This window comes from Rhodococcus sp. APC 3903 (assembly GCF_030407755.1).
In the GTDB taxonomy this organism is placed as follows: Bacteria; Actinomycetota; Actinomycetes; order Mycobacteriales; family Mycobacteriaceae; genus Rhodococcus_F; species Rhodococcus_F erythropolis.
In genome coordinates this window covers 94,328-117,925 of sequence record NZ_JASDCV010000009.1, presented here as the reverse complement: position 1 = coordinate 117,925, position 23,598 = coordinate 94,328, and the positions used below count along the sequence as shown (strand labels likewise).

Annotated in this window: 21 protein-coding genes and 1 pseudogene; 17 read left to right on the top strand and 5 right to left on the bottom strand. The window is 64.7% G+C overall.

The features are described from left to right. Positions 1-95: 95 nt before the first annotated feature. From serB to QMA15_RS32785, 3 genes are read left to right on the top strand one after another with little or no spacing between them, the layout of a single operon-like run. The gene (gene serB / locus QMA15_RS14905; RefSeq protein WP_020969288.1) at positions 96-1,316 is read left to right on the top strand and encodes a phosphoserine phosphatase SerB; all 1,221 of its coding nucleotides are present in this window, start codon (positions 96-98) and stop codon (positions 1,314-1,316) included. Next, on the top strand, positions 1,313-2,080 hold the full coding sequence (locus tag QMA15_RS14900) for a peptidyl-tRNA hydrolase (protein WP_195791150.1): 768 nt from the start codon (positions 1,313-1,315) through the stop codon (positions 2,078-2,080). The genes serB and QMA15_RS14900 overlap by 4 nt, the downstream gene beginning before the upstream one ends. A gap of 37 nt (positions 2,081-2,117) precedes the next feature. Continuing rightward, entirely contained in the window at positions 2,118-2,912 is a 795-nt protein-coding gene (locus QMA15_RS32785; RefSeq protein WP_341464805.1) for a membrane protein, read from the top strand. Here QMA15_RS32785 and glgX read toward each other — a convergent pair. After that, a pseudogene (gene glgX / locus QMA15_RS14895) lies at positions 2,825-4,867 on the bottom strand (glycogen debranching protein GlgX); the annotation flags it as partial. The gene QMA15_RS32785 and the pseudogene glgX sit on opposite strands and share 88 nt — an antisense overlap. 51 nt (positions 4,868-4,918) lie before the next feature. Here glgX and QMA15_RS14890 point away from each other — a divergent pair. The 5 genes from QMA15_RS14890 to QMA15_RS14870 are packed head-to-tail and all read left to right on the top strand — an operon-like array spanning position 4,919 to position 9,634. Continuing rightward, the gene (locus tag QMA15_RS14890; protein ID WP_003944728.1) at positions 4,919-5,740 is read left to right on the top strand and encodes an ABC transporter ATP-binding protein; all 822 of its coding nucleotides are present in this window, start codon (positions 4,919-4,921) and stop codon (positions 5,738-5,740) included. A gap of 56 nt (positions 5,741-5,796) precedes the next feature. Beyond that, the gene (locus QMA15_RS14885; protein ID WP_003944751.1) at positions 5,797-6,615 is read left to right on the top strand and encodes an NUDIX domain-containing protein; all 819 of its coding nucleotides are present in this window, start codon (positions 5,797-5,799) and stop codon (positions 6,613-6,615) included. 10 nt (positions 6,616-6,625) lie between these two features. Then, positions 6,626-7,405 (top strand): enoyl-CoA hydratase-related protein, encoded by a 780-nt coding sequence (locus QMA15_RS14880; RefSeq protein WP_003944701.1) that lies wholly within the window; start codon positions 6,626-6,628, stop codon positions 7,403-7,405. Positions 7,406-7,458: 53 nt separating this feature from the next. Further along, a complete protein-coding gene (locus QMA15_RS14875; protein ID WP_003944733.1) occupies positions 7,459-8,475 on the top strand; it encodes a class I SAM-dependent methyltransferase in 1,017 nt (338 codons plus the stop codon). A gap of 1 nt (position 8,476) precedes the next feature. Next, positions 8,477-9,634, top strand: coding sequence for a class I SAM-dependent methyltransferase (locus tag QMA15_RS14870; protein WP_279163826.1), 1,158 nt, complete (start codon positions 8,477-8,479; stop codon positions 9,632-9,634). A 1-nt stretch (position 9,635) separates the two neighbouring features. Here QMA15_RS14870 and QMA15_RS14865 read toward each other — a convergent pair whose 3' ends face one another. Continuing rightward, on the bottom strand, positions 9,636-10,943 hold the full coding sequence (locus QMA15_RS14865; protein ID WP_007729417.1) for a PQQ-binding-like beta-propeller repeat protein: 1,308 nt from the start codon (positions 10,941-10,943) through the stop codon (positions 9,636-9,638). A 137-nt stretch (positions 10,944-11,080) separates the two neighbouring features. Here QMA15_RS14865 and QMA15_RS14860 point away from each other — a divergent pair, with 137 nt between their 5' ends. After that, complete coding sequence (locus QMA15_RS14860) at positions 11,081-11,845, top strand: acyltransferase (RefSeq protein ID WP_279163825.1); 765 nt, start codon at positions 11,081-11,083, stop codon at positions 11,843-11,845. Between the two features lie 97 nt (positions 11,846-11,942). Further along, complete coding sequence (locus tag QMA15_RS14855; RefSeq protein ID WP_019747902.1) at positions 11,943-12,578, top strand: maleylpyruvate isomerase family mycothiol-dependent enzyme; 636 nt, start codon at positions 11,943-11,945, stop codon at positions 12,576-12,578. Positions 12,579-12,588: 10 nt separating this feature from the next. On the opposite strand, the gene QMA15_RS14850 is transcribed toward QMA15_RS14855, so the two are convergent. Genes QMA15_RS14850 through QMA15_RS14840 form a run of 3 tightly spaced genes read right to left on the bottom strand, consistent with a single transcriptional unit; the run spans position 12,589 to position 16,189 of the window. Then, the gene (locus QMA15_RS14850) at positions 12,589-13,833 is read right to left on the bottom strand and encodes a glycosyltransferase family 4 protein (RefSeq protein ID WP_020907242.1); all 1,245 of its coding nucleotides are present in this window, start codon (positions 13,831-13,833) and stop codon (positions 12,589-12,591) included. After that, complete coding sequence (locus QMA15_RS14845) at positions 13,830-15,365, bottom strand: glycoside hydrolase family 57 protein (RefSeq protein WP_021343881.1); 1,536 nt, start codon at positions 15,363-15,365, stop codon at positions 13,830-13,832. The genes QMA15_RS14850 and QMA15_RS14845 overlap by 4 nt, the downstream gene beginning before the upstream one ends. 29 nt (positions 15,366-15,394) lie before the next feature. Continuing rightward, the gene (locus tag QMA15_RS14840) at positions 15,395-16,189 is read right to left on the bottom strand and encodes a class I SAM-dependent methyltransferase (protein WP_084326032.1); all 795 of its coding nucleotides are present in this window, start codon (positions 16,187-16,189) and stop codon (positions 15,395-15,397) included. A gap of 271 nt (positions 16,190-16,460) precedes the next feature. Here QMA15_RS14840 and QMA15_RS14835 point away from each other — a divergent pair, with 271 nt between their 5' ends. The 7 genes from QMA15_RS14835 (at position 16,461) to QMA15_RS14805 (ending at position 23,550) form a co-directional block, all read left to right on the top strand. Then, positions 16,461-17,261, top strand: coding sequence for an electron transfer flavoprotein subunit beta/FixA family protein (locus tag QMA15_RS14835; RefSeq protein WP_279163824.1), 801 nt, complete (start codon positions 16,461-16,463; stop codon positions 17,259-17,261). 48 nt (positions 17,262-17,309) lie between these two features. Next, positions 17,310-18,266, top strand: coding sequence for an electron transfer flavoprotein subunit alpha/FixB family protein (locus QMA15_RS14830; RefSeq protein ID WP_003944698.1), 957 nt, complete (start codon positions 17,310-17,312; stop codon positions 18,264-18,266). A 135-nt stretch (positions 18,267-18,401) separates the two neighbouring features. Beyond that, complete coding sequence (locus tag QMA15_RS14825) at positions 18,402-19,238, top strand: GNAT family N-acyltransferase (protein ID WP_080910884.1); 837 nt, start codon at positions 18,402-18,404, stop codon at positions 19,236-19,238. Beyond that, a complete protein-coding gene (locus tag QMA15_RS14820; protein ID WP_020907246.1) occupies positions 19,238-20,137 on the top strand; it encodes a lysophospholipid acyltransferase family protein in 900 nt (299 codons plus the stop codon). Before QMA15_RS14825 ends, QMA15_RS14820 begins: the two co-directional genes overlap by 1 nt. A 52-nt stretch (positions 20,138-20,189) precedes the next feature. Further along, complete coding sequence (locus QMA15_RS14815) at positions 20,190-21,419, top strand: cysteine desulfurase family protein (RefSeq protein ID WP_279163823.1); 1,230 nt, start codon at positions 20,190-20,192, stop codon at positions 21,417-21,419. Beyond that, the gene (gene mnmA, locus QMA15_RS14810; protein ID WP_003944736.1) at positions 21,419-22,531 is read left to right on the top strand and encodes a tRNA 2-thiouridine(34) synthase MnmA; all 1,113 of its coding nucleotides are present in this window, start codon (positions 21,419-21,421) and stop codon (positions 22,529-22,531) included. Before QMA15_RS14815 ends, mnmA begins: the two co-directional genes overlap by 1 nt. Then, positions 22,528-23,550 (top strand): methionine synthase, encoded by a 1,023-nt coding sequence (locus tag QMA15_RS14805; RefSeq protein ID WP_021343883.1) that lies wholly within the window; start codon positions 22,528-22,530, stop codon positions 23,548-23,550. The genes mnmA and QMA15_RS14805 overlap by 4 nt, the downstream gene beginning before the upstream one ends. Positions 23,551-23,598 lie beyond the last annotated feature (48 nt).

Below are 23,598 nucleotides of genomic sequence, written 5' to 3'. Positions count from 1 at the left end.
ATCAGCGAAGGCCCCGCCCGAGTAACGGGTGGGGCCTTTCGCTTGGCACAATAGTGACGATCAAGACGCGAACGAAGAAACGATCGGAGTTTTCGGTGGGTGCCTCTGACACCACTGTTCTGGTGACTGTGACCGGGCCGGACCGCCCTGGCGTCACCTCGGTACTGTTCGCGGCGCTGTCGCGGCACGATGTGCGTCTGCTCGACGTGGAGCAGGTGGTGATTCGAGGTCGACTGACACTCGGCGTCATGGTGGCCTGCCCGAACGATCCCGAAGCCCTTCAGGAAGAGCTCGAACAGGCGATGGCGACGGTCGGAATGAACGTCGACATCGAAATCGGTGCCGATCCAGGTCGACCTGCAGTGTCCACTCACGCGGTCGTTGTTCTCGGCAGCCCCGTCAATGCCCGCGCAATGCGTTCGGTGGCACGCGAACTCGCTAAGCAGGGCGCCAACATCGACTCCATCCGTGGTGTCGCCGACTATCCGGTCACCGGCCTCGAACTCAGCGTCAGCGCAGCCGATACTGTCGACGGCGACGCGAAGCTGCGTACCGGACTCGCCGAGGTCGCCGCGCTCGAAAACGTCGACATCGCAGTCGAGCGCGCAGGACTGGCTCGCCGGGCCAAGCGACTGATCGTGTTCGACGTGGACTCGACGCTCGTACAGGGCGAGGTCATCGAGATGCTCGCCGCGAAGGCCGGTGTCGAGGACGAGGTCCGCGCCGTCACCGAAGCTGCGATGCGCGGCGAGATCGACTTCACCGAATCACTGCACCAGCGTGTGGCGACACTCGCCGGTCTCGACGCCTCCGTCATCGACGAGGTGGCAGAGAGCATCGAACTGACGCCGGGTGCGCGCACCACGATTCGCACCCTGCGTCGCCTCGGATTCCACTGCGGTGTGGTGTCCGGGGGTTTCCGCCAGGTCATCGAAGGCCTCGCACACGAACTCGAACTGGACTTCGTGCACGCCAACACCCTTGAGATCGTCGACGGCAAGCTGACCGGACGTGTGATCGGTGAAATCGTCGACCGCGCTGCGAAGGCCGTTGCGCTGCGCAAGTTCGCCGATCAGGTCGGTGTGCCGATGGAACAGACTGTCGCCGTCGGTGACGGTGCCAACGACATCGACATGCTCAACGCCGCGGGACTGGGTGTGGCGTTCAACGCCAAGCCCGCGTTGCGGGAGGTCGCGGACGCGGCTTTGTCGCATCCCTTCCTCGATGCTGTGCTGTTCATTCTCGGTGTGACCCGCGACGAGGTCGAGGCTGCGGACGCCGTCGACGGTGGCGTACGACGCGTACCGATTCCATGAGTTCCGATCCAGCAGTCAGTTCCGATCCCGATTCTCGCTGGCGCGAGCGCCACGCGGTGTTGGCCGCTGGGTACGGTGGGCGAGACGATCCCGCGGATCCGGCACTGGTGTTGGCGATGCCGATCATTCTCCACATCCCGAAGGCAGACCCGCCGAAGCGCACTGCACTGCTCGAGGCTGCCGCAACGGCGGCAGTGGCGCTTTGCCTGGACGAACGCGTCGGGTTCACCGAAGACGGGGAGCCCGGCCCGTGGCACGAGGACTATTCGGCGTGGGTGGGTGCCCGGATCCGGAAAGTGTCTCGCCGAGCGCGTGGAGCCCAGTGGCTCGCCGCGCAAGAGGTACCGGGAATCACCGTCGACGTGGATGGTGCCCAGGCGCGGGCTCTAGTTCCCGGGCCGGTCGGAGAACTGGACCCGCGAATCAAGAAGTTGCAGATCGGTGGCACCGACCTGGAGCACGACGAGCCTGGCCAGCCAGAGCCCGGTCTTCCGGTGCTGTGGATCGACTCGGCGCTCGAGATGACGGTAGGCAAGGCGTCGGCACAGGTAGGGCATGCCTCGATGTTGTTGGCAGCGGCCATGTCCGAGAAACAGTGCTGGGTATGGGCGCAGAACGACTTTCGCTGCTCGGTACGCGACGCAAGTCCGAAACAGTGGGCCGAGGCAGTAGACCGATTGAAGCGGTCGGAGGCTGTCGCGGTTCGCGACGCAGGGTTCACGGAAGTGGCACCAGGCTCCATGACAGTCATCGCGGTTCCGTAGAGACCTAACCGACCAGTCCAGTATCGACAACTTGGCTATGGATGAACAGTCCAGTGGCCTTCAAGATAGTCGAGTGTTGATACGGAGATTCGCCTCGCTGTTCGTTGGTCTGTGGTTGTACGGCTTCTCGATGGCCATGATGATCACAGCCGGCCTCGGACTGGACCCCTGGGATGTGTTCCATCAGGGCGTGGCCGAGCATGTTTCGCTGAGTTTCGGCGTGATCACTGCGATTACCGGTGCGGTGGTCCTGCTGCTCTGGATTCCGATCCGTCAGCGGCCAGGGTTCGGCACGGTCGCCAATGTCGTGGTCATTGCAATCTCGGTGGATACTTCACTGGCCTTCTTACCGGTCTTTAATTCCATGCCAGTTCGCGCCGCGATCATGGTCGCGGGAATCCTCCTCAACGGACTGGCCAGCGTTCTCTACATCGGGGCAGGCATGGGGCCCGGTCCCCGCGACGGGTTGATGACAGGACTGGTGGCGCGCACCGGCTTGTCGGTCAGGCTCGTGCGAACCAGCATCGAAATCGCGGTCCTCGCTACCGGATGGCTCCTCGGTGGAACGGTTGGCGTCGGAACAGTGTTGTACGCCTTCGGGATCGGGCCGACCATTCAATTACTGATCAAGTTGCTGCCGGATTCCATGACAGCAGCGGTTACCGGCGGACGTGTCACGGAACGTAAGGCCAAGACCGTGGGTCCGGTCAATGAGATCTCCGTGCCGACGGGAACTTCGGCCGTGGAGGCAGGTTCGCCGGTCGGTGACGCCGAATCGAACGATGCAGTCAAGGTGCCGTCGAACCATTCCGGAGTGCCGACGGTGACCTGAACCGGTCCACCGGAATGCAGGATCAGGAGCCAACTGTCGTCACCGAGTGGGCGCCCGGTCCGAGTGTGAGACCGAACGTCGGCTCCGTCGATCCAGGCCTGCAGCGTTCGGTGACTCTCGTCGTACCATGCGGTGTCGTCGAACTCGACGCCGGCAGCGTCGAACCAGACGAGGTCCGGGTGTTCCAGTCTTCTTCTGCCTTCGAAGAATTCGGGCTGACGCAACGCCGGTGCCGCTCGGCGTAATCCGAACGCTCGGGAGACGAACTGCACCAACGACTGATCGGCCGCCGTCCAGTCCAGGGCCCACGAATCGGCTGGGGAGGCAAGTGTGGGAACACAATACGCGTTGTTGTTTCCGCCGAGACTGTGGCCGAACTCGTCTCCGGCGGTGAGCATCGGTGTGCCTGTCGACAGCACGAGCGTGGCCAGTAGCGCCCGTACATGACGTGCCCTGGCGTCCTGAATCTCGGGATCGGTGCTGGGGCCTTCGATTCCGTGGTTGAACGAATCGTTGTGATCGGCGCCGTCACGATTGTCTTCACCGTTGGCTTCGTTGTGCTTGTGGTTGTACGCGACCAGATCGGCGGCGGTGAACCCGTCGTGCGCTGTGACGAAGTTGATCGACGCCCATGGGCGACGGCCGCTGCCGGCAAAGATGTCCTCGGAACCGGCGAGGCGCGACGCGACCTTCCGGACGCTGGAGCCGCCGTTCCAGAAATGGCGAATAGTGCTGCGGTACTTGTCGTTCCATTCCGACCATTGGAGTCCGAAGTTTCCGACCTGGTAACCGTCGGCAGTGGCATCCCACGGTTCGGCGATGAGCTTGCACCGGGTCAGTACCGGATCGGAGGAGATGGCCGACAAGATGGACGCCCGCTGGTCGAAGCCGCCGCCGCGCGGCCTACCCAACGCGCTCGCGAGATCGAATCGGAAGCCGTCGACACCCATTTCGGTGGCCCAATAGCGGAGGCTGTCGGTGATCATGCGGACGGCGATGGGGGAGCAGGCGTCGACCGTGTTGCCGCACCCGGTCAGGTCGATGTCGCGGCCGTCGCCGTCGAGAAGGTAGTAGCCGGGGCCGTCCAAACCTCGCCAGCTGACACTGATTCCGTCGACACTCTGCTCGCAGGTGTGGTTGTAGACGACGTCGAGGATGACCTCGATGCCTGCCGCGTGTAGTGCGTCGACCATGATCCGGAACTCGGTGACTTCGCCGCCCGAAGTTGCCGCGTATCCGGGATGCGGGGCGAAGTACGACGCCGTCGAGTATCCCCAGTGGTTGCGCATCCCTCGCTCGCGGACGCTCTGTTCGGTCAGAAACGCCTGTACGGGAAGCAGTTCCACGGCGGTGACGCCGAGTGAGACGAGGTGATCGATCACGGCCGGTGCCGTCAGGCCGAGGTACGTTCCGCGGTGGGCGGCGGGTACTCCTGGATGACTGGCGGTGTACGCGCCCACATGCAGTTCGTAGATCACGCTTTCCTCCCACGGCGTCTCGAGGCGGGCTCCGGCGGGCACGAGGCCGGGAGTCACCACGGACAGCGGCACGTGGCCGAGCGAGTCGAGGGTAGACGGGTCGCCGAAAGGATCGTCGGCGTACGACAGGAGGGCACGGTGGTCACCGAGTTCCCCCTCGATGCGGCACGCCCACGGATCGATGAGCAGCTTGTGTGGGTTCAGTCTCAGTCCGGCGCGTGGATTCCACGGGCCGCTTGCCCGAATTCCGTATCGCTGCCCCGCACCGATCCCGGCGATGATCCCGTGCCAGATTCCGTACGTGTGTTGCCGGAGTTCGACGCGATCTTCGTTTCCGTCCTGGTCGATCAGGCAGATCTGGACGCTCGACGCAGCTGGTGCGTGGACCGCGAACTGGGTTCCGGAGTCCACGATGTTGGCGCCGAGTGGGAACGGAGACCCGGGCGTCGGGGTGCGAGTTTCGATGAGAGGCGACACGCAAGATGATCCTGCCGTGAACGGCCGGAGAATGTGCGGGAAGATGTTCGGGTGCCGCTACCTGATCCAGATCTGCTCATCGATTTCGACAACGTACTCATCCGTCGGGGAGGGTCCACTCTGGTGGGGCCCGTCACCTGGAAAGTGGAGCTGGACGAGCGATGGGTGGTGCTCGGACCCAACGGTGCCGGCAAGACCTCGCTGCTGCGCATCGCGGCCGGTGAGACTTTCCCGACCAGTGGTTCTGCCCACCTCCTTGGCGAAGTTCTCGGCAAGGTCGACGTCAACGAGTTGCGCCCGCGAATCGGTTTGTCCTCGTCGTCGTTGGCGAACCGCGTGCCCGGCGACGAGAAGGTCAGCGACCTCGTCGTGTCGGCGGGCTACGCCGTTCTCGGTCGGTGGCGCGAGGAGTACGAATCCATGGACACCTCGCGCGCTGTGGAGATGCTCGAAAGCCTCGGCGCCGAGCACCTGGCGGATCGCACGTACGGGACGCTTTCCGAAGGCGAGCGCAAGCGCGTCCTCATCGCGCGAGCCTTGATGACCGATCCCGAACTTCTTCTCCTGGACGAGCCCGCCGCCGGGCTCGATCTCGGTGGCCGTGAGGAACTCGTGGCCAGACTCGCCGAACTGGCTGCCGATCCGGACGCCCCGGCTACCGTTCTGATCACCCATCACGTCGAGGAGATCCCGCCGGGATTCACTCACGCACTCCTTCTCAAGGAAGGTGAGGTCGTCTCTCAGGGCCTTCTGGACGACGTCATCACCGCAGAAAATCTGAGCGCGGCATTCAGCCAGTCCATCAGCCTCGACAAGGCGGACGGCCGATACTTCGCGCGCCGCGCGAGGCCGTCCGGAGCTCATCGCGCGTGAGCTTCAGTGGGACCTGAAATGCGTCCCAGATCACAGATCGCGTAGGTTCGCGAAGCATGGCTAACGAGAATGCAAATGCTGTCCCCGAGCCCAAGGATGCGTCGACCGTCATCTTGGTGCGCGATGCCGAATCCGGGATCGAGATCTTCCTGCTTCAACGAGTACAGGGGATGGCGTTTGCCGGGGGCATGACGGTCTTCCCCGGCGGAGGCGTCGACAAGTCCGATGCGACGGCAGAGGTCGAGTGGGCCGGACCGTCGGTCGAGTGGTGGGCCGAGCGGTTCAGCACGGATGTGGCTCGGGCGAAGGCTCTCGTCTTGGCTGCGGTGCGGGAAACGTTCGAGGAGTGCGGCGTCCTACTCGCCGGACCGACCGCGGACACCGTCGTCGCGGACACGGCCGGCTACGCCCAGGACCGAGTAGCTCTCGAAAAGCACGAGCTGTCGTTCAGCGATTTCCTGAAGAAGGAGAACCTGGTCCTGCGAACGGATCTGCTGCGGCCGTGGGCGAACTGGATCACGCCGGTGGGCGAGACCCGCCGCTACGACACGCGCTTCTTCGTCGCAGCGTCACCGACCGGACAGATCGCGGACGGGGTCACCTCCGAGGCCGCCGAGGTGCGTTGGCAGAGCCCGCAGGACGCGCTGGCGCATTGGCGGGAGGGTGGCAGCATCCTGTTGCCGCCGACGTGGAGTCAGCTGACCGAATTGGCCAAGTTCAGCTCGGTGGCGGAGATACTCGCAGCCGAGCCGGAGATTCCCGTCATCCTGCCTACGTTGATCACCGACGAGGAGACTCTGCGCGTCGAGTTCCCGAATCAGGACGGTTACTACGTCGCCGGGCCGCATCCGTGGTCGGTCAAGGCGGCAAAGTAACCTCTCGATCATGGCTGAATTTGTGACTCTCGAGGTTTCCGAAGGCATCGGCACCATCCGTCTGGCGCGCCCGCCCATGAACGCTCTGAACCGTCAGGTCCAGGACGAGTTGGCTGCTGCCGCACACGCTGCGACCGTCGACAAGGCAGTCAAGGCCGTCATCGTCTACGGCGGCGAGAAAGTCTTCGCAGCAGGTGCCGATGTCAAGGAAATGGCCGAGATGGATTACGGCCAGATCCGTGACGCCATCGGTGGCATGCAGGCCGGGCTCGGCGCCGTGGCGTCCATCCCGAAGCCGACCGTTGCCGCGATCACCGGATACGCACTCGGTGGCGGACTCGAAGTTGCACTCTCGGCCGATCGCCGGATCGTCGGAGACAACGCCAAGCTCGGAGTTCCGGAGATTCTGCTCGGAATCATTCCCGGTGGCGGCGGAACGCAGCGCCTGGCTCGTCTGATCGGACCGGCCAAGGCCAAGGATCTGGTCTTCACCGGCCGTTTCGTCGGGGCTGACGAGGCGTTGGCCATCGGTTTGGTCGACGAGGTCGTCGCTCCCGACGACGTGTACACCGCCGCTCGCACGTGGGCCTCGCAGTTCGTCGGGGGAGCGTCACGTGCGTTGGCTGCTGCCAAGGCAGCCATCGACGAGGGTCTGAACACCGACCTGGAATCCGGGCTCAAGATCGAGCAGCATCTGTTCGCCGGATTGTTCGCGACCAAGGATCAGGCGATCGGCATGGAGTCGTTCATCGCCAACGGTCCGGGCAAGGCCGAGTTCACGGGCGAGTAGGCTCCCCTAAACTAGAACTTGTTCATCTCTTACCAGCGAGTAGGATAGCCGCCATGACAGCCAGCCCGAATGACGACGCAACCGTCACGCCGCCCGCCGCTACCGACACCTCGGTAGTCGACCCCGCGCCGCGGCCGCACGCCACGGCCGAAGAGGTCGAGGCCGCTCGTAAGGACACCAAGCTCGCCCAGGTGCTCTACCACGACTGGGAAGCCGAAACCTACGACGACAAGTGGTCCATCTCGTACGACGAGCGCTGCATCGACTACGCACGTGGTCGTTTCGACGCCGTCGCGGGCGATCAGCCGCTCCCGTACGAGCGCGCCCTCGAACTGGGTTGCGGCACCGGATTCTTCCTCCTGAACCTGATGCAGGGTGGAGTCGCCAAGACCGGTTCGGTCACCGACCTCTCGCCCGGCATGGTCAAGGTCGCACTGCGCAATGCAGAAAGCCTCGGACTTCCGGTCGACGGCCGTGTTGCCGATGCCGAGACCATTCCGTACGAGGACAACACCTTCGACCTGGTCGTCGGCCACGCCGTGCTGCACCACATTCCCGACGTCGAGAAGTCGCTGCGCGAGGTCCTTCGTGTCCTCAAGCCCGGCGGCCGTTTCGTCTTCGCCGGTGAGCCCACGACTGTCGGTAACTTCTACGCCCGCTGGCTCGGCCGCGCGACGTGGGAAGCAACCACACGCGTGACCAAGCTGCCGTTCCTGGCAGATTGGCGTCGCCCGCAGGAAGAGCTCGACGAGTCCTCTCGCGCAGCAGCGCTCGAAGCAGTCGTCGACATCCACACGTTCGACCCCACCGACCTCGAGAACATGGCGAAGTCCGCGGGAGCCGATCAGGTCCACGCTGCCACCGAGGAATTCGCCGCGGCGCTTCTCGGATGGCCGGTCCGTACCTTCGAAGCAGCTGTTCCGCCGGAGAAGCTCGGTTGGGGCTGGGGACGTTTCGCTTTCGGTGGTTGGAAGACGCTCAGCTGGGTCGACGAGAAGGTGCTCCGCCACGTCGTTCCTCGCGGATTCTTCTACAACGTCATGATCACCGGCGTGAAGCCCGGCAACTGAATTGGGTTATGACTTCACCCTCGGCGACGTCGACTATCTCGGAAGTGATTCCGGCGTAGCTGCCTTGGCCGAGGTGGATCAGCTCGAACTGTCCACGCGTACGCGTCTGGCCGACATCGGCCGGGCGCGTACGCGTTTCGGTGATCACATGCCTGCGCTCGTGGACACCGTCCTGCTTCGACGCAAGGCCGCTTCGAAACTGCCCGGCAGTGATCAGTGGTTGTTCACGGACGACGCGATGCAGCAGGCCACTCCCGGTGTTGTGGCGGCGCACCGCGCGCAGCGTCTGATCGGGCGCGACGTCCACGACGTGACGTGCTCAATCGGCGCCGAACTGCATGCCTTGACCGGAGTTGCGCATCGCGTGATCGGCAGCGACATCGATTCCGTTCGCCTGGCGATGGCACAGCGCAATGTGCCGAGCGCAGCGTTGTTGCGGGCCGACGCGCTCCGCCCGACGACACGCGACACCGTCGTACTGGCGGACCCCGCCCGGCGATCGGGCGGTCGCCGCACTCACGATCCGGCAGCGTTGATGCCGCCGCTACCGGACCTCATCGAGGCGTACTCCGGCCGTGATCTCGCGGTGAAGTGTGCTCCCGGACTCGATTTCGACAATCTGGGCTGGGACGGGGAAGTCGAGGTCGTCTCGCTCGACGGCGGCGTCAAGGAAGCATGCCTGTGGTCGACGGGACTGGCCGAGTCCGGCGTCACGCGTCGAGCTTCGGTGCTTCGCTCCGGCGGGAGCGGGTGGGCGATCACCGACGCCGAGGACGACGTGATTCCGGAGCAAGCTCCGGGGGAGTGGATCATCGACCCGGACGGAGCGGTAGTGCGCGCAGGCCTCGTGCGCCACTACGCGGCCAGACACGGCCTCTGGCAGCTCGATCCACGCATCGCTTATCTGACCGGTGACAGCGTCCCTGAGGGAGTTCGCGGATTCCGGATCCTCGAGCAGATCAAGTACTCGGAGAAACTGCTCAAACAGACACTGTCCAAGCGGGACTGCGGTGTGGCCGAAATTTTGGTGCGAGGAGTCGACGTTGACCCGGCAGTGCTGCGTCCACGGCTCAAGCTCAAGGGCTCGCTTGCGCTGAGCGTCGTGATCGTGCGGATCGGACGATCGGCGTCGGCCTTCATCTGTGAGGCGTCCCGCTAGCTCACTTGAAGACGAACAGCTCACCGATTGCGCTGGGCGTCAACACTTCGCCCTTGGGGCCGATCGAGGTGCCGACGGTGAAGCCGACTGCTCCCGGCAACGTGTCCTGATCCACCGTCTCACCGGTTTCGGTGTCGAAGGTGATCAGGCTCAGTCCGTTCTCACCCTCGCGGACGACGGTGTATCCGGTGTTGCCGGCGGTCTGCGCCGGAACGCCCAGTTGCAGAAGGTCTTTACGTTCCCAGGCCAGTTCGGCGTGATCTCCCTCGTCGCGCACGGCAAGGAGGTGGCCCTTGTCGCCGCCGGCGGGAATGATCAAACCGTCGTCGGACGTCGAGGCACTACCGGCCGAGTTGAAGCCGATGTCGTAACTCCACCTGGTGTCACCGGTTTCGGCGTTCACTGCCCAGAGAGATCCGTTGTTGTCGGTGGCGTACACGGTCTTGCCGTCCTTCGACAGGTCCGGGCTCGACGCCGTTCCACCGGGAAGCGCGTCGGTGGACCACTCGCGGGTGATGGACGGATTGTCGCCGCCCGTGTACTTCATGGCGACCAGATCGGCTGCCTGAGAACTGGGTCCGTAGAAGGTGAAGTAGAACTTGCCGGTGCCCAGGTCCACTGCCGGCGTATTGGCCACCGGGCAGCCGGACGTGCCGAGGAAGCACTCGTTCAGACCCTTGTTGTCGGGAATGAGTTCTGCATTCGCGCCCTGGTCGATCGACGGCGGCGGGATCAGGTCGAACGACGGAACCACTTTGGCGCCGGTCTGCGGGTCGAGCACGTTGATCTGACCCAATTGGGTGATGAACAACAGGTTTCCGTCGCCGGTGAACTGCGACGAGAGAGGAGTGCCTACAACGAGCGTGCGCCAACGCAATTGACCAGTCTCGGTGAAGGACATCATCGCGCCGCTCTCACCGACGTAGACATTGGTGGCCGTGTCGACGATGGGCGTGGACGCGACTACTCCGTCGTTGAGTCGAGCGCACCATTTCTTGCGACCCGTATCCATCTGGAACGAGAAGAGATTGCAGCCGTTCTCGGTGCGGGCGGTGACGAAGCTCTGGCCGTTCGCGGCCACCGAGGCGTACGCGGCAACCGGACCGCCGAGAGGGCGTGACCATGCGAACTCGACATCGCGTGATCCGGTGACCGGGCTCGTGTCGCTGTTGCGGGCGTCGGCATGCATGGCCGGCCAACCCGCCGACGCGTACCGGTCCACCCGTCCGTCGTCGCTGCCGCAACCGGCGATCAGGGCCGCAGCGATCGCCGTCGACACCATCACGGACGACCGTAGGACCCGCCGCATCACAATCTCCCTGCCTTCACTTGATCAAGAGCCCTCGGTAACTGCACAAGCCCGGACCAGAGACTATCCCGACCGGGGCAACGTGACGGGGCACACCCCGAGGGTCGGTGAGTCGGCCCCACGTAGGCTGAACACTCATGACGAGCATGTGGGGCGCACCGTTGCGCACTCGATGGCGGGGATCACGCCGAGGCGACAGCGATCAGGCCAAGTTCTTGACGGTCGATTCCCTCAAATGGGTTCTGGCGAACAAGGCGTACACACCCTGGTATCTGGTGCGGTACTACCGTCTCGCCAAGTTCAAGATGGCCAACCCGCACGTGATCCTGCGCGGCATGGTGTTCCTCGGCAAGAACGTCGAAATCCATTCGACCCCCGACCTGTCCCGCCTCGAGATCGGGCGCTGGGTACACATCGGCGACGGCAACGCGATCCGTTGCCACGAAGGTTCGCTGCGCATCGGCGACAAGGTCGTCTTCGGCAAGGACAACGTCGTCAACACCTACCTCGACATCGAAATCGGTGCGTCGACGCTCGTAGCCGACTGGTGCTACATCTGCGACTTCGACCACCGCATGGACGACATCAACACACCGATCAAGGACCAGGGCATCGTCAAGGGCCCCGTCCGTATCGGCCCGGACACCTGGGTGGCAGCGAAGGTCACCGTGCTGCGAAATACCCGCGTCGGACGCGGTTGTGTCCTCGGTGCGCACGCCGTCGTCAAGGGAGACATCCCGGACTACAGCATCGCGGTCGGCTCGCCCGCGAAGGCGGTCAAGAACCGCAGGTCCGATTGGGAAGCCGGCGCAGCCGATCGTGCAAAGTACATCGCGGCACTCGAGGACATCGCACGCAAGAAGGCTGCTGCGGACGCTGCCGACGCGTCGTCGGCGTCGTAGCTCACTTTTTGGCAGAACCAGCGATTACTTTCGGCGCCGCCACCGGTCTGTATCGGTATCGGCGCCGAAAGTCTGCGCCGGTGAAAGGAGTGCCGACATGAGCGAACAGACACCCGAATGGGTCGTGGCGCAGCGCCGCGAACTGGTGGGATTTCTCGAAGGCCTGAGCGCGGAGCAGTGGAACGCGCCGACCCTGTGCGACGGGTGGCGGGTCCGCGAAGTGATCGCGCACATCACCATGCCCTACCGATACTCGGCGCCGCGATTCGTCGTGGAAATGGTCAAGTCACGCGGAAACTTCAACAAGATGTCGAATCGGCGAGCGCTCGCCGACGCGTCGGAAGTCGGTGAGCAACAACTGCTTGCCTCGCTTCGCGACAACGTCGCACACCCGTGGAAGCCGCCGGGCGGTGGCTTCGAGGGCGCACTCTCACACGACGTGATCCACGGTCAGGACATTCGCGTGGCACTCGGCGACGACTACGTGGTACCCGAAGACCGGCTCACTCGTGTGCTCAGCGGACTCTCGCCCAAAACCGTGAAGTATTTCGGAACTGACCTCGACGGCGCTCGGTTGCGCGCCGACGACCGAGACTGGACGTACGGCGCCGGCGCCGAGGTTCACGGAGCGGCGCAGGACTTGTTGCTGGTGTTGTGTGGCCGGATGTTGCCACCAGGCCATCTGCTCGGGGATGCGAGTTCTCGCTTCACCGCGCCCCTCCCGACCCGCTGAGGTCAGCGCTTCAGCGACCAGGGAGCGGCCGCTCGGGAATCTGCGGCCGCGCCAACGGCTGCCGCACCCGACGCTTTGCGCCCGCGTAGACGTGAGCAGTCTCCTCGGCGACCTGATGCCAGTCGAAGTCCGACGTCAGGCGTGCCCGGGCGGCCACTGCCCGTTCCTGCGCCCCGGCGGGATCGTCGAGAACCTCGCGGACCGCCGAGGTGAGCCCGGCGATGTCACCCGGTTGGAACGACATCCCGGTCACCCCGTCGACGACGGCTTCGCCCAGTCCGCCTGCGGTGGACGTGATCAGCGGCGTGCCGGCTGCCGCCGCTTCGAGGGCGATGATCCCGAACGGCTCGTAGCGCGACGGCAGGACGATGGCGTCCGCTCCGTGCAGCCAGCTGAGCAGTTCCGTGTGATCGAGGTTGCCGAGAAAGTCCACTGCCCGCGCGACGCGATGTGTGCGCGCCTGTTGGTAGAGCCAGGTGAACTGGGTGCCTTCGCCCGCGATCGCGAGGGTCGTGCCGGGGTGGCTACGACGGATTCGGGGGAGTGCCGCGATAGCGTCCTGCACACCCTTCTCGTATTCCAGGCGGCCGACGAAGAGGAGTTTCGGCGGCCCTGACCGCGGGCCACGTTCGCGAAAGTTCCACGTGGTCACGTCGATTCCGTTGCGGATGACAGTGATCGGCGGCAGCGTCGGACCGTAGAGTTCGGTCACTTCTTCCTGCATGGACGCCGAACAGGTTATGAGAGAGTCGGATTCGTTTGCCAGCCACCACTCGACCGAGTGGACCTGGCGGTTGATGCGTCCGGAGATCCAACCGCTGTGGCGACCCGCCTCGGTGGCGTGAAGGGTGGAAACCAGTGGGACGTCATAGAATTCGGCCAAGGCGATCGCCGGATGTGCGACCAGCCAGTCGTGTGCGTGCACGACGTCCGGTTGCCAGCCCTCGCCCACTCCTGGCTTGTGCAGCGCCATCCCGGCACGGACCATCGCGTGACCCATCGCGAGGGTCCACGCGAGCATGTCCTCGCCGAAGACGAAGTGTGCCGGGTCCTCGGCCACTGCGACGACCAGTACGCCTTCGGAGATGTGCGTGACCGTCGGGTGCGTCGACGCATCGGTGCCGGAGGGGCGGCGCGAGAGAACCACGACTTCGTGGCCTGCAGCCGCAAGCTCGGTGGCGAGATGGTGGACGTGTCGGCCGAGGCCGCCGACAACGACCGGTGGGTACTCCCACGAGACGATGAGAATCTTCACGACGCGCTCCCGTTCACCAGTTCTGTGTCAGGCAGACGGCGAGCATCCAGCCCCGGGAACAATCCGTCGGCGCGATTCCAGCCTTCGGCCAGCCGCTCGGCCACGGCATCGCGGCCGGAAACGAGCGCTTCGGAGATTTCCCGGGTCGCGTGGGCGTGCTTGTGTGCGCGTTCGCGGGCGTACCCCGCGGCCGAATCCTTGCTCACCATGAATGCCCAATCGCTCGAAACTGTCATCAGTGTCTCGCGAAGGACCTGATCGTTGACCCGGTTTCGCAGTTCCGGTCGGCCGGGTGCGTTGTCGCGGCCGCGAGACTTGTCCACGGTGGTGAGGGCGGTATCGACCACCTCGGAGTTCAGTTGCACGAGGTCGGACACCTGATCGCCGGCCCATACGCGCCAGTCCTTGCCCGATCCCCAGGACGAATCCTCGAGCTGAACGGGTTCGCCCACGTATCCCGATTCCTTGGCGTCGGCGAGGGTGCCGACGCGAATTCCGGCTTCCGGAAGCGCGCGCAGGAGTTTTTCGAGCCACTGCGGGCCTTCGTGCCACCAGTGCCCGAACAGTTCGGTGTCGAATGCTGCGACCACGAGGGCGTCGCGGCCGATGCGGGTGGATTCACTGCGCAGACGCGCCCGAACGGTTTCGACGAAGTCGGCGACATGCTTGTCGACGGCGGCGGCGGCGAGTTCGGGGTCGTACGGCAACTTGTCGGCGGAGTCGACGGTCCGTCCGGTGACCCGCGACGGCTTGAGGCCCGTCTCGTGGTCGTAGGTGTGGAAGTCGCGGTAAGCAGCGTGACCCGGATATCCGGATTTCGGGGACCAGACGCGGTAGCTGACCTGCAGGTCGCGGCCGAAGGCAACCACGTCGGATTCTCGAACCGGGCGACCGAGGGACGTGTCGCCGCGCAAGGCGGGACCGTCGACCATGAAGTGGGTGACACCCGCTTCGGCGTACCCGCGCTCCATGCCCGGGGTGTACCCGCACTCGGGCCCCCAGATCCCGGTCGGAGTGTGGTTCCACCGGGCATGCGCGTCGGCGAGACCTTCGCGGAGGGAGAACGCACGCAAGCGAGGGTCGAGCAGCGGCTGGAACGGGTGGGCCAGCGGCCCGCCGAGAAGCTCGAAGGCCTCGCGGTCGATGAGGTCGCGGAACACGGGTGAGGCGCCGTGCTGCCAATGAGTCTCGAAATCTTCGAGAGCCGCTGCGGACGCTCGGTGTTCGCGCGCTCCGAGTTCGCGGTGCGCTGCGTCCGGCATGCCGGCGGCCTCGTGTGCACGGATCTGCCAGTTGCCGAGCCAGTGATGCATACCGGCGAGGCAGTGGGGATCGTCCAACTGGGCCGCGAGCACCGGCGTGATTCCCAGCGTCAGCAGGTGCGATCGGCCCTCGTCGGCCAGGCGTCGTAGCGCGGCGGCGAGCGGAATGTACGACGCAGCCCAGGACTGGTAGATCCATTCCTCGCCGACGGGCCATCTGCCGTGGTTGGCGAGCCACGGCAGATGGGAGTGCAGAACCAGGGCGAACATCCCCGGTTCGGTGACGGGTGTTGCGTTACTCACTCGCCGGATTCCTTCACGGCAGTTTCTTTCACGGCGATAGCGACGAGGTCGAGGCTGTCGTCGATGTCGGGTTCGCTGATGCTGAAGTCGTCGACGGTGATGCCTTCGACGTCGCGGGTGAGATCGTCGGGCCAGGGCTCACCGGCCAACGCGCGGTCGATCTGCGCGTTGATGAACGATCCGCCGTGCTTGGCGTCGAGTTCCTTCAGGCGTGAACCGTGGTGGACGCCGGTCATCAACTGAACGCGGAATCCGGCGTCTTCGAGCAATTCGGTCATTTCGGCGGCGTTGAGCTCACGAGTGTGGAAAGGGTTGAGCGGCGTGTCGCGGCCGGGGGAGAACGTGATCCGGTTGGGGGTACTGATCAGAAGTTCACCGCCGGGGGCGAGAACTCGGAAGCACTCGCGCAGGAACTGACCCTGATCCCACAGGTGCTCGATCACCTGGAAATTGACGACGACGTCAACCGAGTTGTCGGCCAGTGGAAGCTCGGCGAGGTTGCCGTGGAGCATCTCGACGCGGGGGTAGCGCGCGCGGACGTGTTCGACCGCGGAGATGTCGTAGTCGAGGCCGGTAACCTTCGTTGCGACGTCCGCAATCATGTTGGCGCCGTAGCCTTCTCCGGATCCGGCCTCGAGGACTCGGCGGTCCGTGCAGCGCTCCAGAAGTGCGCGGTACACCACTTCGTGGCGTCGGAACCAGTAGTTCTCCTCGGGGATTCCTGGCACGGTTCGTTCGCCCGTCAAGGGCAGGGGTGCGTCCTCGTGGTTGCTGACACTCGTTTCACTCACCCGTGCGAGATTAGTGCCATCCGAGTAGAACGTGTTCGCCGTGGTCCAGATCACTGCTGTCAATTCCTGTTCGTGCCGTTATGGTGGACGAGGTTCCACGTTAAGTTACCCACCGGTAACTTAACGTGGGGTAATCTAACGCACAGCCGACGTGAACCGAGAAATTCGCCCGTGGGGAGACCTGTCGGACTCTCTTTTCGGACGCTCGGACTGCGCGAGCACCACAGACGATTTATCAGGTGAATTACACACAGGAGGTCGACGAAGACCCATGACGAATATCGTTGTTTTGATCAAGCAGGTCCCCGACACATGGTCCGAGCGCAAGCTGACCGACGGCGACTACACGCTTGACCGTGAAGCCGCTGACGCAGTCCTCGACGAGATCAACGAGCGCTCCGTCGAAGAAGCACTCCTCATCAAGGAAGCTCAGGGCGGTGAGGTAACGGTGCTGTCCGCAGGTCCCGACCGCGCCACCGACGCTATCCGCAAGGCTCTGTCGATGGGCGCCGACAAGGCCGTCCACATCAACGACCCGGCACTGCACGGCTCCGACGCGATCCAGACCGCATGGACGCTCGCTGCTGCTCTCGGACAGATCACCTTCGAGAACGACGAGCCTGCCGACCTGATCATCGCCGGCAACGAGGCCACCGACGGCCGCGTCGGCGCTGTTCCGGCCATCGTCGCCGAGTACCTGGGCATCCCGCAGCTCACGCAGCTGCGCAAGGTCGTCGTCGCCGACGGCAAGATCACCGGTGAGCGCGAGACCGACGAGGGCGTCTTCGGCCTCGAGGCTTCGCTGCCCGCGATCGTCTCGGTCACCGAGAAGATCAACGAGCCGCGCTTCCCGTCCTTCAAGGGCATCATGGCCGCGAAGAAGAAGGAAGTTCTCGTTTACACGCTGGCCGACCTCGGAGTCGACCCGGAGACCGTCGGAGTTGCCAACGCCGGCACCACCGTGACGTCCTCCACCCCGAAGCCCCCCCGTACCGCTGGTGAGCGCATCGCCGACGAGGGAGACGGTGGCACCAAGATTGCCGCTTACCTCGTCAGCAACAAGGTCATCTGATCGCGCCCTTCTAGACATCCAGCAGAAGAACTCAGGGAGAGTTAAGTCATGGCAGAAGTACTTGTGCTCGTAGAGCACGCAGAGGGTGCGCTGAAGAAGGTCAGCACCGAACTCATCACCGCTGCACGCGCACTCGGTGAGCCGTCGGCAGTTGTCGCCGGCCCCGCGGGCACCGCAGCAAAGCTCGCCGACGCTCTGGCAGCAGCCGGAGCCGAGAAGATCTACGTCGCCGAGTCCGACGACATCGACGGCTACCTCGTCACCCCCAAGGTCGACGTTCTCGCCGCTCTGGTCGAGTCCACCAGCCCGGCAGCAGTCATCACCGCAGCCGGCACCGAGGGCAAAGAGGTTGCCGGTCGTCTGGCCGCACGTCTGGGCTCCGGACTGCTGACCGACGTCATCGAGATCAAGGCTGACGGCACCGGCGTCCACTCCATCTTCGGTGGCGCGTTCACCGTCGAAGCCAAGGCCAACGGCGACGTTCCCGTCTACTCGGTTCGTCCGGGTGCAGTCGAGGCTGCTCCGCAGGCCGGCGCAGGCGAGCAGATCACCGTCGAGGTTCCGGCTCAGGACGAGAGTGCCGTCAAGGTCACCTCGCGTGAGCCCATCGTCGGCGGCGACCGCCCCGAGCTCACCGAGGCGTCGGTTGTCGTCTCCGGTGGACGTGGCGTCGGCAGCGCGGACAAGTTCTCCGTCGTCGAAGAGCTGGCCGATTCCCTCGGTGCTGCAGTCGGTGCTTCGCGTGCCGCTGTGGACTCGGGTTACTACCCCGGACAGTTCCAGGTCGGTCAGACCGGTAAGACGGTCTCCCCGCAGCTGTACATCGCGCTCGGCATTTCCGGTGCCATCCAGCACCGCGCCGGCATGCAGACGTCCAAGACCATCGTCGCGGTCAACAAGGACGAAGAGGCACCCATCTTCGAGATCGCCGACTTCGGCATCGTGGGCGACCTGTTCAACGTCGCACCGCAGCTCACCGAAGCTGTGAAGTCCCACAAGGGCTAAAAAGCACAAACTGCTGTGCGCCTTTATCAACCCCCCGCGGTTGATAAAGGCGCACAGTGCTTTATTCACCCGGCCTGCATCGGCATGTCACTTCGCCGATACCGAGACGCCGTTCGCGCTCGATAAACCTTGCGCATGACAATTACGTCAGTCCTTCGCTCCGCGAGTGACAATCTCGGCCGTGAGGTCGCCCAGCCGAGATATTCCCTGATCGTCTCCTCCGACCGCGAGCATCGTGTCGCAGCGCAGCGCCTTCGATACCGAGTGTTCGCCTCCGAGCCAGGCTTCTCCCTCCCGGCCTCGGCCGGGGTCTTCGAACTCGACGCCGACGGCTTCGACGAATTCTGTGATCATCTACTCGTTCGTGACAACATCACCGAGGAGTACGTCGGCTGCTACCGAATGCTGCCGCCGGATTCCGCTGCGGCGGCGGGTGGGTATTACACCGCAACCGAATTCGACATCTCCGCGCTCGATCCGGTGGCGAACAGGATCGTCGAAATGGGTCGCGCTTGCGTCGATCCCGCGCACCGCACCGGATCCGTCCTCAGCCTGATGTGGTCGGGCATTCTGCACTACCTCGAACTGACCGGATACGAGTGGGTGATGGGCTGCGTCTCCGTGCCCATCTTGCCGAGCCCCGATTCAATTGCCGGCGCCGATGTCCGCGGCGTCCGTGACTTCGTGATGAACAAACACGCCAGTCCGGGGTCGCGGCGGGTGACGCCACGAAACCCGGTGGTCCTCGGCGGTCTGACGCTCGACGAGATTGCCGCACCGGAACGCGTGACGATGCCGCCGTTGCTACGTGGCTACTTGCGGATGGGCGCGATGATCTGCGGGGAACCTGCTCACGATCCCGAGTTCGGTGTAGCCGATTTTGTTGCGCTGCAAGGCCTTCACTCCGCCAACAAGCGCTATCTGGAACGGCTGCGATCGGCGGCCGCCGCACACGAATCGGGGATCGGCTGATGACCGCGACGGTGCCGTACTGGGTGCCGACGAGCCCCTGCGGCGACGGGTGCCTACCCACGGACGCACCCGGTGTGTCGAGTATCACCGTGATGGCCCGCGGGGTCATGGTCGGCGCCGCACTGGTGACTGCGCCGGTGCTCTCGGCCGGCTGGCTGCTCCCGCGCACCTGGCGTACGGAGATGCAACGCGGATACTCGCGCGCGTTGCTGCGTTGTCTGGGAATGAAGCTCACGGTCGACGATCAGCGGTTGGGGCGCGCCGAACCGGCGGGCGTGATGGTTGTCGCCGGTCACGTGTCGTGGACCGACGTCCTCGTCGCGAGTGCCGTTGCCCCGGCCAACTTCGTCGCCCGTGCCGACCTGCTCGACTGGGCAGTGCTCGGTGGTCTCGCGCGCCGGATGCGCGTAGTGCCCATCGATCGCGCCCGACTGCGTGAACTTCCCGGAACCGTCGACGTCGTCCGCGAACGACTTCAGCGTGGTGTCCGCGTAATGGTGTTTCCCGAGGGAACGACCTGGTGCGGGCGGGCGTACGGAGGTTTTCGCCCGGCAATGTTCCAAGCTGCCGTCGACGCCGAATGCCCGGTTCAGCCGATGGCGATCCGCTACGAGAACGCCGACGGTTCCCTGTGCACCGGACCGTGCTTTGTCGGCACCGAAACTATCGGTCAGTCCATCCGTCGGATCCTGCGTCAGAAGAACGTCGAGGTGAAGGTCAGGCTGGCTCCGCTCGAGGAGGCAGGGGAGTGTCGAGTCGACCTCGCGCAGCGATGCGAGAGAGCCGTACGTGGCGTCGAAACCATCGATTTGGCAGCTCACGACATCTTCGACCCCGCACCGGAACTCGTGACACAAGCCGTGGGACAAATCGATACCTCCCCGGCAATGACCGCTTAGCCTGCTGAGCGAGGCTGGGCGGACTCTCGTGCTGGGCTATCCTTGTCAAGCCATGACTCTGCCTGCACCCAGTGCCCACGCCGGATTTCCGGTGTACCTCGATCATGCCGCCACGACTCCGATGTCGGCAGCCGCTATCGAGGCGATGACCGATACCTTCAAAACCGTGGGCAACGCGTCCTCGCTTCACGGTTCCGGCCGTGCGGCCCGGCGCCGCGTCGAGGAGTCGCGGGAATCGATCGCTGCCAGCCTGGGTGCGCGGCCTTCGGAGGTCATCTTCACCTCCGGCGGAACCGAGAGCGACAATCTCGCGGTCAAGGGCATCTACTGGGCTCGCCGTGACGCCGATCCGCGACGCACTCGCATCCTGGTCAGCTCCGTCGAGCATCATGCGGTGCTCGACGCCGTCGAGTGGCTCGAGCAGCACGAGGGTGCGCGCGTGACGTGGTTGCCGGTCGACGAGAACGGTGTCGTCGACCCGCGGACCCTGCGCGACGAGCTTTCCGTCCACGCCGACGAGGTAGCACTCGTTACGGTGATGTGGGCCAACAACGAGGTCGGCTCCATCATGCCGATCGTGGAGTTGGCGGAGATTTCGGCTGAGTTCGAGATTCCGATGCACAGCGACGCGGTCCAGGCCGTTGCGCAATTGCCGGTCGATTTCGCGGCGAGCAAGTTGTCCGCGCTGAGCATCGCGGCGCACAAGTTCGGTGGTCCGCACGGCGTCGGCGCACTGCTGCTCGGACGCCAGGTTCCGTGTGTGCCGCTCCTTCACGGCGGCGGACACGAACGTGATCTGCGTTCGGGCACTCCGGATACTGCGGGCGTTGTCGGGATGGCTGCGGCGCTGCGCGCAAACGTCGAGAACTTCGATTCCAGCACAAGGGAATTGGCGCAGTTGCGTGACCGTTTGATCGACGGAGTCCTGGAGATTCTTCCCGAGTCGGTGCTCAACGGCCCGACCGGATCCGATCGGCTTCCCGGTAACGCGCACTTCACCTTCCCCGGCTGCGAGGGCGATTCGTTGCTGATGCTGCTCGACGCCGCCGGTATCGAATGTTCCACCGGTTCGGCGTGCACCGCCGGTGTGGCCAGAGCCAGCCATGTCTTGATCGCGATGGGCGTCGAATCGCCCGTCGCGCGTGGCTCACTGAGATTTTCGCTCGGACATACGTCGAGTGTCACCGATGTGGACGCGCTGATCGCTGCGCTTCCACAAGTAGTAGAGCGCGCTCGGGCCGCCGGTCTTGCCGGTGCCGGTTCGCGTGGAGGGGATCGCTGATGCGAGTACTCGCAGCCATGAGCGGAGGTGTCGACTCCGCTGTCGCCGCCGCCCGCGCAGTTGCCGCCGGACATGACGTCGTCGGCGTTCATCTTGCGCTGTCCACGGCGCCGGGTGCATTGCGGACGGGTTCGCGTGGATGCTGCTCGAAGGAAGATGCCGGCGACGCCAGGCGCGCTGCCGACGTCCTCGGAATACCCTTCTACGTCTGGGATTTCGCCGATCGCTTCAAGGAAGACGTGATCGACGACTTCGTGGCGTCGTACGCAGCGGGTGAGACCCCCAATCCGTGTCTGCGGTGCAACGAGAAGATCAAGTTCACAGCACTGGCCGACCGTGCGGTCGCTCTCGGCTTCGATGCCGTGGCGACCGGTCATTACGCGCGCCTCGAAGACGGCGTCCTGCGCCGGGCGGTCGACGCGGACAAGGACCAGTCGTATGTCCTCGGTGTGCTGACGGCTGATCAGCTTTCGCGAGCGATGTTCCCGATCGGTGACACGCCGAAAGAACAGATCCGTGAGGAAGCCGCCGAGCGCGGTCTGGCTGTGGCGAACAAGCCTGACAGCCATGACATCTGCTTCATCCCGACCGGCGATACCCGAGCATTCCTGGGTGCGCGCATCGGCGTTCGTCCGGGAAGCGTCGTCGATGCCGATTCGGGTGAGGTCCTCGCTGCACACGACGGCGTACACGGCTTCACGATCGGACAGCGCAAGGGGCTCGGCGTCGAAGGTCCCGCAGGTGACGGCCGTCCGCGGTACGTGACCGCGATCGAGCCCGAAACCGGAACGGTGCGAGTCGGTTCGGCCAAGAATCTCGACGTCTGGGCCATCTCGGCCCAGCGCGCGATCTGGACCTCGGGCCAGGCGCCGGAAGGCCCCGTCGAGTGCATGGTGCAGGTTCGTGCGCACGGCGGACTTGCGCAGGCCGTCGCCGAGGCCGTCGACGACGGTACTTCGGGCGGCGGCATCTCCATTTCGTTGCGCGAACCACTGACCGGCGTCGCGAAGGGCCAGGCCGTCGTGCTGTATCGCCCCGACAGCGAACTGGGCGACCAGGTTCTCGGCAGTGGCACCATCTCCGGCACCGAATCCGAGCCGAACACACTGTGACACAGCAGGTTTCCATCGGTGGCCTCGTCACCGGAATCGGATCCTGGCCGGGCACGGACGCCCGCGAAAGCGCCGCAACCATCCTTGGCGAACTAGGCGGTTTCCCACACCTGGTGGAGTTGCCGAGCCGCGGTCTCGGCGCTGACATGGTCGGCCGAGCAGGCGCCATTCTGGTCGACATCAACCTCGATGCCTCAACCCGCGCCTATCGCGTCGTGCCTCGGCGGGGCAACGTCGCGAAGCGAGCCGAGGACTTCCTGAATCAGGATCTCGACGCACTCGAGGAAGCCTGGGAATCGGCCCGTCTGGTCGGCGGAGACCACGTGATCAAGCTCCAAGCTGCCGGCCCGCTGACACTCGGCGCCGAGATCGAGGTTGCAAACGGTTCGCGAGTTCTCGTCGACCGTGGGGCACTCCGGGACATCGCCGAATCACTTGGTGAGGGGCTCGCGCGCCACGCCGCCGAGGTCACTCGTCGTACCGGTGCCCGAGTGGTGATCCAATTGGACGAGCCGCAGATCGCGGCAGTGCTGGCCGGTTCACTACCCGGGCGCACCAAGATGGAGAGCGTTCCGGCTCTGCCGGAACCCGAGGCGCTCGCCGTTCTCGACTCGACGATCAGCGGTTGCGGACTGCCCACAATCGTCCACAGTTGCGGCGCCGACATGCCGTGGGATCTGCTGAGGCGAAGCCAGGCGTTCGGCGTGAGCTTCGACATGTCGCTCATCGGCTCACGTGATCTGGACGGCATCGGCCAGTTGTTCGACGCCGGCAAGGAATTGGCGCTCGGTCTGGTTCCTTCCGCCCCGCCGGAAAAGCCGGTGACGTGGAAAGAGTGCGCGATGCCGGCCGTCACCCTGATCGATCGTCTCGGCTTCTCGCGTGAACTCCTGCAGAACCAGGTCGCGGTAACCCCAAGCTGTGGTCTGGCGGGTGCGAGCCTCGAGTGGAGTCGAGCAGCCCTTCGGTTGTGCACAGACGTCGGCAAGGCATTGGTAGACGATCCGTCGGCGTTCTGATGTGTTGCGTTCTGACGTGGAGTCGTGTGGTGTGTCGGTGTGAACCGA

Coding starts and splice junctions, on each gene's coding strand:
- QMA15_RS14825 (WP_080910884.1), top strand. CDS start 18,402: ATGACAATTACGTCAGTCCTTCGCTCCGCGAGTGACAATCTCGGCCGT.
- QMA15_RS14815 (WP_279163823.1), top strand. CDS start 20,190: ATGACTCTGCCTGCACCCAGTGCCCACGCCGGATTTCCGGTGTACCTC.
- QMA15_RS14880 (WP_003944701.1), top strand. CDS start 6,626: ATGGCTGAATTTGTGACTCTCGAGGTTTCCGAAGGCATCGGCACCATC.
- QMA15_RS14865 (WP_007729417.1), bottom strand. CDS start 10,943: ATGCGGCGGGTCCTACGGTCGTCCGTGATGGTGTCGACGGCGATCGCT.
- QMA15_RS14845 (WP_021343881.1), bottom strand. CDS start 15,365: ATGTTCGCCCTGGTTCTGCACTCCCATCTGCCGTGGCTCGCCAACCAC.
- QMA15_RS32785 (WP_341464805.1), top strand. CDS start 2,118: ATGGATGAACAGTCCAGTGGCCTTCAAGATAGTCGAGTGTTGATACGG.
- QMA15_RS14835 (WP_279163824.1), top strand. CDS start 16,461: ATGACGAATATCGTTGTTTTGATCAAGCAGGTCCCCGACACATGGTCC.
- QMA15_RS14860 (WP_279163825.1), top strand. CDS start 11,081: ATGACGAGCATGTGGGGCGCACCGTTGCGCACTCGATGGCGGGGATCA.
- QMA15_RS14855 (WP_019747902.1), top strand. CDS start 11,943: ATGAGCGAACAGACACCCGAATGGGTCGTGGCGCAGCGCCGCGAACTG.
- mnmA (WP_003944736.1), top strand. CDS start 21,419: ATGCGAGTACTCGCAGCCATGAGCGGAGGTGTCGACTCCGCTGTCGCC.
- QMA15_RS14900 (WP_195791150.1), top strand. CDS start 1,313: ATGAGTTCCGATCCAGCAGTCAGTTCCGATCCCGATTCTCGCTGGCGC.
- QMA15_RS14885 (WP_003944751.1), top strand. CDS start 5,797: ATGGCTAACGAGAATGCAAATGCTGTCCCCGAGCCCAAGGATGCGTCG.
- QMA15_RS14820 (WP_020907246.1), top strand. CDS start 19,238: ATGACCGCGACGGTGCCGTACTGGGTGCCGACGAGCCCCTGCGGCGAC.
- QMA15_RS14875 (WP_003944733.1), top strand. CDS start 7,459: ATGACAGCCAGCCCGAATGACGACGCAACCGTCACGCCGCCCGCCGCT.
- QMA15_RS14830 (WP_003944698.1), top strand. CDS start 17,310: ATGGCAGAAGTACTTGTGCTCGTAGAGCACGCAGAGGGTGCGCTGAAG.